The 8,528-nt window shown below is 49.0% G+C and carries 9 protein-coding genes and 1 pseudogene; 4 read left to right on the top strand and 6 right to left on the bottom strand.

From position 1 onward, the window contains the following. The first annotated feature begins 115 nt into the window (after window positions 1-115). The 3 genes from KDK18_RS00755 (at window position 116) to cueR (ending at window position 3,233) form a co-directional block, all read left to right on the top strand. On the top strand, window positions 116-256 hold the full coding sequence (locus KDK18_RS00755; protein ID WP_257252481.1) for a hypothetical protein: 141 nt from the start codon (window positions 116-118) through the stop codon (window positions 254-256). A 100-nt stretch (window positions 257-356) separates the two neighbouring features. Then, on the top strand, window positions 357-2,810 hold the full coding sequence (locus tag KDK18_RS00750) for a heavy metal translocating P-type ATPase (protein WP_257252480.1): 2,454 nt from the start codon (window positions 357-359) through the stop codon (window positions 2,808-2,810). Window positions 2,811-2,813: 3 nt separating this feature from the next. After that, window positions 2,814-3,233, top strand: coding sequence for a Cu(I)-responsive transcriptional regulator (cueR, locus tag KDK18_RS00745; RefSeq protein WP_257252478.1), 420 nt, complete (start codon window positions 2,814-2,816; stop codon window positions 3,231-3,233). 152 nt (window positions 3,234-3,385) lie between these two features. Here the strand turns inward: cueR and KDK18_RS00740 are convergent, their stop codons facing one another. The 6 genes from KDK18_RS00740 to galU form a co-directional block, all read right to left on the bottom strand. Next, complete coding sequence (locus KDK18_RS00740; RefSeq protein WP_257252476.1) at window positions 3,386-3,790, bottom strand: hypothetical protein; 405 nt, start codon at window positions 3,788-3,790, stop codon at window positions 3,386-3,388. Between the two features lie 113 nt (window positions 3,791-3,903). After that, on the bottom strand, window positions 3,904-4,353 hold the full coding sequence (locus KDK18_RS00735; RefSeq protein ID WP_257252474.1) for a DUF411 domain-containing protein: 450 nt from the start codon (window positions 4,351-4,353) through the stop codon (window positions 3,904-3,906). 68 nt (window positions 4,354-4,421) lie between these two features. Continuing rightward, complete coding sequence (locus KDK18_RS00730) at window positions 4,422-4,865, bottom strand: hypothetical protein (RefSeq protein WP_257252473.1); 444 nt, start codon at window positions 4,863-4,865, stop codon at window positions 4,422-4,424. Between the two features lie 111 nt (window positions 4,866-4,976). Then, window positions 4,977-6,188: a glycosyl transferase gene (locus tag KDK18_RS00725; RefSeq protein WP_257252472.1), complete on the bottom strand. Its 1,212-nt coding sequence runs from the start codon at window positions 6,186-6,188 to the stop codon at window positions 4,977-4,979. 60 nt (window positions 6,189-6,248) lie between these two features. Further along, window positions 6,249-7,211 carry a mannosyl-3-phosphoglycerate phosphatase gene (locus KDK18_RS00720; protein WP_257252470.1) on the bottom strand — a complete coding sequence of 321 codons (963 nt, stop codon included), beginning with the start codon at window positions 7,209-7,211 and terminating at the stop codon, window positions 6,249-6,251. Continuing rightward, entirely contained in the window at window positions 7,177-8,007 is an 831-nt protein-coding gene (gene galU / locus KDK18_RS00715) for a UTP--glucose-1-phosphate uridylyltransferase GalU (protein ID WP_257252468.1), read from the bottom strand. Before galU ends, KDK18_RS00720 begins: the two co-directional genes overlap by 35 nt. 158 nt (window positions 8,008-8,165) lie before the next feature. Here galU and KDK18_RS00710 point away from each other — a divergent pair. Beyond that, window positions 8,166-8,528 (top strand): annotated as a pseudogene (locus tag KDK18_RS00710) (alpha-amylase); the annotation flags it as partial.

The following is an 8,528-nucleotide window of genomic DNA, read 5'->3' as shown; positions in this document are numbered from 1 at the left end:
AGCAGTCACCTTTCGTGCAACACACCCATTCACTGGCAAAGCATCTTAAAACCTCTCTTGGCTGGCTCAATCCCGTATTAACCTTATTACGCTGGTTATTTTTGGCCTCATCCAGATGGGATCAGTTAACCTGTCCCGTATTGCCCGAACTATGGGGCACGGTACCGAGATCGACTCCAGGCGAAAACGTCTCAAGCACTTCTACGCCCGGAGTGGCATGGAGCTTGGTGATATTTCCAGAATGGTCGTTGACTGATAAGCCCCTCTACATTCCCAAACAATCCTTTACCTTCCAGTCAGGGTAAGGGTTATCCTGTGTACAGTTTCCCTCAAAATCAATCTCGTGGAGTAACATCATGAAATCTCTACAGATTCAGCTAGCCCTTTCCGGAGTCAACTGTGCCGGTTGTGTCGGCAAAATTGAAAAGTCTCTGAAAGGTGTGGCTGGTGTGAATACAGCCAGTGTTAACTTTGTAGACAAAACGGCCATGGTCGAAGGCAGTGCCGAACCTTCCTCCCTGATTTCAGCCTTGAAAAACGCTGGATTTGAAGCCGAAGTGATGCCTGGCGACTCTGAACGACAATTCTCTATACCAACGATTCACTGTGCCTCCTGCGTCAGCAAAATTGAGTCGGCTCTTCTGGAGGTTCCGGGCGTTGAGAGCGCGTCGGTCAATCTGGCCGATAAAATCTGCTCTGTTCAGGGTCGGCCTGAAGCTGGTGTCATTCTGAAGGCGTTGGAAAGTGCCGGGTATCCGGGTACCTTGCTGACACCTGACAGCGATATTCAACTTAGGCAGGAACAGGAAGACAAAAAACAGTATCGGCACCTGCTAAAACATACCGTCATTGCTCTGGGTCTGGGCATTCCCCTGATGTTATGGGGTGTCGTCACGGGGGAAATGAGCGTAAACACGCCCTTTCAGCAACTTGCCTGGGGGATTGTCGGCCTTGCCACTCTTTTTATTCTGGTGTTCTCCGGCAAGCATTACTTTACCGGTATGTGGAAAGCTCTGAAGCACGGCAACACCAATATGGATACCCTGATTGCCATAGGTACAGGCATAGCCTGGCTTTACTCAATGGTTGTCGTGTTGTTTCCTCACCTACTACCGTCTGCCGCTCGCCATGTTTACTTTGAAGCCAGTGCCATGATCATTGGTCTTATTAATCTGGGTCATGCCCTGGAGTTAAGAGCGAAAGGCAAAACCAGCCAGGCGATTAAAAGATTGCTTGGGCTTCAGGCCAAAACGGCCAGAGTCGTACGCAATGGACAGGAAATCGATGTCTCCACAGATCAGATTTTAAAAGGCGACATCCTCAGGGTCAGACCCGGCGAGAAAATTGCTGTAGACGGCATCGTCACTGAAGGTACCAGTCTGGTGGATGAATCCATGCTCACAGGCGAACCATTGGCTGTGAAAAAAACACCCGACGACGAAGTATCAGCAGGCACCTTGAATAAAAATGGCAGTTTGCTATTCAAGGCAGAAAAGGTTGGCAGCGAAACCGCTCTGGCCCATATCATTGCCCTGGTAAAAAAAGCCCAAAGTTCAAAGATGCCCATTGCCCGGATGGCTGATCAGATATCATCCATATTTGTACCTGTTGTGATGGTTATTGCTCTTCTGGCAGCTTCGGTCTGGTTCTTTTTTGGACCCGCGCCGACATTGGCTCACGCGCTGGTGGTAGCCACCACGGTTCTGATTATCGCCTGCCCCTGTGCCCTGGGTCTGGCTACTCCCATGTCGGTCATGGCCGGTGTCGGCAAGGCAGCTGAGCTTGGAATGCTGATTCGCAAAGGAGACTCTTTGCAGCAGGCCAGTCAATTGACAACCATAGTGGTGGATAAAACAGGCACCATCACCGAAGGCGTTCCCAAGGTGATCGAACAGATCTGCATTACAGCGGACACCGAAGAAGAAAAGAACAGAATTCTGCAGATAGCCGCCAGTATTGAGAGTGCATCGGAACACCCTCTGGCTGACGCTATTGTTAATTCTGCCAAACAAAAATCGTTGTCACTTTCACCCGTATCCGATTTTCATGCGGTAACCGGACAAGGGGTGACCGGGCGTGTTCAAAAAAAGTCGGTACTGCTGGGTAATGAAAATCTCATGGCTGCCAATGGCATTGATGTCATGCTTCTGACCTCAACATCAGAGTCATTGGCTAATCAGGGTAAAACCCCCATTTTTCTGGCTGTTGATAACCAACTGGCGGGACTGATAGCGGTCGCCGACCCGGTAAAAAAAGACTCCAAAGCAGCTATCGACAGACTGCATAAGCTGGGCATCAAGGTCATAATGCTGACGGGTGATAACACACTGACTGCCGCAGCCGTCGCACAACAGGTAGGCATTGATGATTTCAGGGCCGAAGCCATGCCTGAAGACAAGGAAAGGTATATCAGAGAGTTGCAGGATCAAGGACACAGGGTCGGTATGACAGGTGACGGCATAAACGACGCCCCGGCCCTTGCCCGCGCTGACGTTGGCTTTGCCATTGGCACGGGTACTGATGTTGCCATTGAATCGGCAGATATCACCCTGATTCGCTCTTCACTCCATGGACTGGCCGATGCCGTCGAGCTCTCCAGGGCAACCCTCGGAAACATTAAACAGAACCTGTTCGGCGCCTTTGTTTATAACTCTCTTGGCATCCCGATTGCTGCCGGAGTGTTTTACCCTTTCACAGGGATGTTGCTTAACCCTGTCGTTGCAGGAGCAGCCATGGCTCTGTCATCCGTCACAGTCGTCAGTAACGCCAACCGTCTGAGACGGTTCAAGCCAACTGCCAGGGAGGTCTGAACCATGAATATTTCCAAAGCAGCACAGGCCACCGGGCTGACCGCCAAAACCATTCGCTACTATGAAAGTCTGAAGCTGATCTCACCGGCCCACCGTCTCGATAACGGTTACCGTAATTATAATGAATCCCATTTACGAGAACTGTCTTTTATCAGTCACGCCAGAGAGCTGGGCTTTACTCTGAAAGAGTGCTCGGACCTTCTGGATCTGTACAACGACAACCATCGTAAAAGTGCTGATGTAAAATCACTGGCTCTGAAAAAAATGGTCGATGTTGAGGCTAAGATCAGCCAACTGCAGGTGATTCGTGACAGCCTGCAACAGCTCACCCAATGCTGTCATGGGGATGATCTGCCGGATTGCCCTATCATTGATCGATTGATCAAGGGAAAAGAAACGAATCCTGATATAGATGGTGCATAAAGCTATCGGAGTTGAAGTCATGAGAATGTCGGTGTTTTATGTTCAGTTTGCACCGATCTCACAGAAGCGCCTGGTACCCACAGGGCATAAAAGCACGACCAGGACAATGGCAGGCGGGAGTTCCCACGAAGAGAGTGGGAACGAGAGGCTACTTACTTGCTGGCAAGGTTGTTGACGATCTGGATCAGCAGCTCTTCAACTTTGTCAAAACGCCTGCTATGGTCAGCTAATTCCTCCTTCATCCATTCTTGTTCCTTCAGAACCAAGGCCACTGTGCCTTCAAAGCCAGTAAGCACTTGATTCATGCCAGCAAGTACCTGATTCATGCCGGCAAGCACCTGATCTTGCTTACTGAAGCGACTGTCCATCTCTTTCTGCATGCCATTAAAGCGGCTGTCCATCTCTTTCTGCATGCCACTAAAGCGGCCGTCCATCTCTTTCTGCATCCCCTCCTGTTTCCTCAGAAGCAGGGAGATTTTGCCTTCCATGCCAGCGAGCACCTTGTCCGATTGCTCCCGATGTTCTTCCAATACCGTGACTCTTGCCTCAAGGCTCATACTACTTGTCCTGTCTGGTTTTTTGTTTGAGAGTTGAGAATAGCAGTTGAAAGGAGAGCTGAAACTCGCTCCTAAAGAAGCTCATGAAAGAGCTTCTTTGGATCGTGCCATGATTAATGAGTGGCAAATACACTCATCTTTCCATCACTACTGAAACCGATCACCTTATAAGGATCTTTGCGGTCTCCGTACTCCATGCCTGGCGACCCCATAGGCATACCCGGAACAGTCAGACCGTTCACACCATCAGGCTTTTCAGTCAGCAAGCGCTTGATGTCCGCAGCCGGGACATGACCTTCAAAGGCATAATCACCGATAAAGGCTGTGTGGCAAGACTCCATTCCTTTCGGAATTCCGGCCTTGGCACGATAGGTGGCTGTGCCCGGCACATCATGGGACATGACCTTAAAGCCATTTTCTTCCATATGTTTTGCCCACTCTGTGCAGCAGCCACAGGCTGGGGTTTTGTAGAGCATGACTGTCGGCAATGACTCCTCCGCCTTGGCCAGTATAGACGACATTAAAACAGCAGTTCCCAGGAACAGGGCTTTCAGCTTTTTCATTGTCTCACTCCCCTACTTTCGTAGTTTTTCAAAAATTCAACTTATTAAACGACGATGTTTAATAATAGCTATTCCAAAAAAGAGACATTGGCCAGATAGATCTCAGGTTGGGAGCGGTATACCGAAGATGGGGGCGCAGAAATCCAGTCCTGCAACGGTTCAGAGTCCAGCAAGATCAACTCTGCAACAATATAGAGAAGGGTAAAAGTCGGCTTACTGTCCGGGTGAGAAAACGGGATATAGTGATCCTCAGAGTCGCAGTCTGGACAGACCTGATTCGCTTTCTGCAGATGTTCTGCCGGGGAAGGAGTACAACAGTCATGATCCGCGGACAAATCGTCAGCCATGCCGACAACATCGGCTGACATCATCATGGACATGTCTGAGTGATCTGTAACCATAGCCTGTGACGACTCCATCAGGCAAACCTGCAACAGCAAAAACATTAGCAGGGCAATCATTGTCATACCAATGTTCTGCCTGTGTTTCAGGTTCAGGTGTAGGATGGACATAAGATTCAAGAGGTTATGGTTCAGCTTTTCAACTTAAACCATCCAGTAACTGGAAGGTCAATACATGAAAAGCTGAATAAGGAACGGTGTGAAACTGGCTGTGTACTTTAATCAGGCATTGTCTTCTTCTACTGCATCGTAGAGGCGCTCCAAAATATCAGGGACGGCAGACATCACCCGGTTCCAGCTGGGAATAAAGGGTCTTTCCATCGGATTTTCCAGAAAGTGTTGCCCAGCCGCCATGATATTTCTGGCAAAGAGCTCCACTGCTCGCTCTTCTGAATCACGATCGACGTGCAGGCCATTCATCATCGCATCATCGTAATAAGACTCAATGAAATCCAGTGCTACCCGGTAATAAGTTGCTTTGATCGTGCGGAAGGTTTCAGTATTGAACTGAACCCCATTGGTCGCCAACTTTCTGAAGACGGCCTTGATGATATCGTGGCTCATTTTGGAAAGACCGGAATTACGATCTTCTTCTGAGAGAGGCTGATGTTTATGATCATACACATCAGCAATATCTACCTGACACAGTCGTTTATTGGAATAGTTTCTCTTAACTTCTGAGAGTACTCCTATTTCCAGACCCCAGTCGCTGGGAATCCGGATGTCATTGAAAACACTGGTTCGCATGGAAAATTCACCGGCCAGGGGATAACGGAAACTGTCGAGGTATTCCAGGTATTCCATAGGGCCGAGAATTTTCTTCAGGGCACGCAGGAGTGGCGTTACCAGCAAACGGCTGACCCTGCCATTGAGTTTGTTGTCAGCTACTCTTGCGTAATAGCCCTTGCAAAAATCATAGCTAAACGCAGGATTGGCTACCGGGTAGAGCAGTCTGGCCAGCAGATCTCTCTGGTAGGTCACGATGTCACAGTCGTGCAGGGCTACGGCTTCTGATTTGGCTGAAGCCAGCACATAGCCATAGCAGTACCAGACGTTTCTTCCTTTTCCAGCCTCTTTAGGGGCTAACCCTTTACTTTCAAGCAGACGGTCAATGTCACGAAGTCTGGGACCATCCTGCCATAGAATACGGTGGTGTTGATTCAGCTGGGCAAAAAAGTCTCTTGAATAGGTATATTCTTTTTCGCTGGCCCTATCCAGGCCAATGACAATCTCGGAAAGATAAGGAACCTGACTGAGTTCCTGTACAATATTTTTCAGGGCTGGCCCCTGCAACTCGGAGAACAGCGAAGGTAAGACCAGAGACATAGGGCGCTGTCGAGAAAAGGCCTGCAGCTCCTGCTCCATATCCTCAACCGAACGTACTCTTAAATTATGGAAATTGGTGATAGTGCCATTCTGGTAAAAATCGCCCATAAATCGTTTCCCTTCTTCTCGTTATCGCTTTTGCACCTTGATCATACTCTGCAGCTGAGCTCAGACTTCTTGTAAAGAGCTGTCTTGTAAAGAGCTGTCTTGTAAAGAGCTGTCTTGTAAAGAGCTGTCTTGTTCGGAGCAGACCGGCTGATGACCTTCTTGAACAGAGTTCAGAATCTCCAATACCGCTTCATTCCAACCTTCAGGCCCCACTGATTTTGTGTATTTAATATCAGACAGATGTTCTATAGCGGGCTGTTTACTTTTTTCAGAACGCACAAGAACAGGAATATCCACTACTTCCAGCATGGGCAGGTCGTTGAAGCTGTCGCCCAGCCCCATGGATAACCACTGCCAGTCAGGGAAACTCTTCAGGTAATGTTTGAAAAGCTTCTTCGCCGCTGAACCTTTATCTCCCTTGCCGGATACATGATAGAAGCGCCCTCCCCGGGTCAGGTGCAGACCCTCTTTGGTAAGCTGCTTTTCAAACAGCTCTAATGCCTGAGCACTGTCTTCCCAGATCAGAGGTTCACTGGCTTTTCGGTCTGCAGCCAGTTTAGCCTCCTCCAGACTGAGCCCGGAGAGATCGGCAATTTCACTATGACTGCAGTCACCAAAGCCCCTGAACCGAAAGCCATAGTGTTCGCGAAACTGTTTCAACACCCTGCGGATCGCCCTATAGGGCTGTCCATGGAAGTAATGGGTATTCTTGTCAGTATCAGACGACTGAAAGTAGTTAGCCGGGATGGTGGTAATCATTCCATTTTCGGTAATAAATGGATGATCCAGAGCCATTTCCAATTGCAGAGGCAACACCTCACTGAGGGTTTTGCTGGTATTGAAAACAACCGGAATATTTTGCTTTTTCAAACGATCCAGGGCAGGTTTGGCCGCTGCCCAGCTGTAGCTGTCATGATCGAGCAGAGTGCCATCCAGATCGGAAAATATCACCAGCTTCTTCATCGCCTTTTTGCTGTTGAACATCGGCTTAAACTCTGTCCAGGCGTTTTTGGTAGATGGCATTGGTGGCCTCGACAAAACCACTGACGCTGCCACAATCAAAGCGTTCACCCTCAAACTTACAGGCGATGACACAGCCTTGTCTGGCCTGAGTCAGAATGGCGTCAGTCAACTGCACTTCACCGTTTATTCCGGGTTCAGTATGCTCAATGATGTCGAAAATATCCGGCGTCAGGACATATCGTCCAATCACTGCCAGATTACTGGGTGCTTCTGAAGGGTCTGGTTTTTCCACCATATCGGTTACACGGATCAGGTTATCACTCAGGGCTTCACCGGCAATCACTCCATACTTATCGACTTCGGATTCGGGCACTTCCTGAACAGCCACAATGGTGCAACGAAATTGTTTGTAGAGATTGACCAGCTGCGACATCACTAATGGACCACCGTCGTTAACACAAAGGTCGTCGGCCAGCACTACACCAAAAGGCTGGTCACCCATCAGGGTTCTTCCGCAGAGAATGGCATGTCCAAGACCCTGCATCTGATTCTGACGAGTATAGGAAAAAGTACAGGCCGCCATCACTTCGCGAATCGTCGAAAGTTTTTCTTCTTTGCCGCTGCCGGCTATTTCGGCTTCCAGCTCATAGTTGATATCAAAATGATCAGGAATCGCTCGCTTGTTTCTGCCATTCACAAACCCCAGGTCAGTCAGACCTGCCAGCATGGCTTCTTCCACGCCATATTGAATCAGGGGTTTATCAACAATAGGCAGCATCTCTTTGGGCATAGACTTGGTGGCAGGTAGAAAGCGGGTTCCATACCCTGCTACAGGAAACAGACACTTTTTAATCATATTATTGCTCGTCTTGTTGAGAAGTTTTCCATCTCGTCAGACTTGAAGCAGAAGTCGTGCCAACTCAGAAAACCACCCGCCGACCTCCCATAGTGGCATGACTCCTGCTGCAAAGAAGGCATAGCACTAAAAAACATTGCCAAAGGGGAAGATGTATCGTGCAAAGTTATCCTAAAGCCTTCGATGCTTTTCATCAGGCCATGACTCAGCTTTTGATTCTCCCTTACGGACAGGAAGCGGGCGAGATAGCCGCCAGAATTGTCCGTCGGGTTCAGCATCATCTCCATGAAAATCCTCCCCAAACAGTCTCAGGCTGGTCAGAACAGGATATCTTTCTGATCACCTATGGCGACACCCTCTATGACAACACTGGCCAGCCTCCTCTTCAGGTCTTGAAGCGATTTCTTGATGGCCATCTGAACGGGGTTATTAATACCCTTCATATTCTTCCCTACTTTCCCTTTAGCTCGGATGATGGTTTTTCTGTGATTGATTACCTGTCGGTCAACGAACAGCTGGGC

Source organism: Endozoicomonas sp. SESOKO3, assembly GCF_024606255.1.
This window is presented reverse-complemented; position numbering and strand designations above follow the sequence as displayed.

Excerpts from the sequence above, each read along its gene's own strand:
- KDK18_RS00755 (WP_257252481.1), top strand. The coding sequence starts at position 116 with ATGGGATCAGTTAACCTGTCCCGTATTGCCCGAACTATGGGGCACGGT.
- KDK18_RS00750 (WP_257252480.1), top strand. The coding sequence starts at position 357 with ATGAAATCTCTACAGATTCAGCTAGCCCTTTCCGGAGTCAACTGTGCC.
- galU (WP_257252468.1), bottom strand. The coding sequence starts at position 8,007 with ATGATTAAAAAGTGTCTGTTTCCTGTAGCAGGGTATGGAACCCGCTTT.
- KDK18_RS00725 (WP_257252472.1), bottom strand. The coding sequence starts at position 6,188 with ATGGGCGATTTTTACCAGAATGGCACTATCACCAATTTCCATAATTTA.
- cueR (WP_257252478.1), top strand. The coding sequence starts at position 2,814 with ATGAATATTTCCAAAGCAGCACAGGCCACCGGGCTGACCGCCAAAACC.
- KDK18_RS00720 (WP_257252470.1), bottom strand. The coding sequence starts at position 7,211 with ATGCCATCTACCAAAAACGCCTGGACAGAGTTTAAGCCGATGTTCAAC.
- KDK18_RS00735 (WP_257252474.1), bottom strand. The coding sequence starts at position 4,353 with ATGAAAAAGCTGAAAGCCCTGTTCCTGGGAACTGCTGTTTTAATGTCG.
- KDK18_RS00730 (WP_257252473.1), bottom strand. The coding sequence starts at position 4,865 with ATGTCCATCCTACACCTGAACCTGAAACACAGGCAGAACATTGGTATG.
- KDK18_RS00740 (WP_257252476.1), bottom strand. The coding sequence starts at position 3,790 with ATGAGCCTTGAGGCAAGAGTCACGGTATTGGAAGAACATCGGGAGCAA.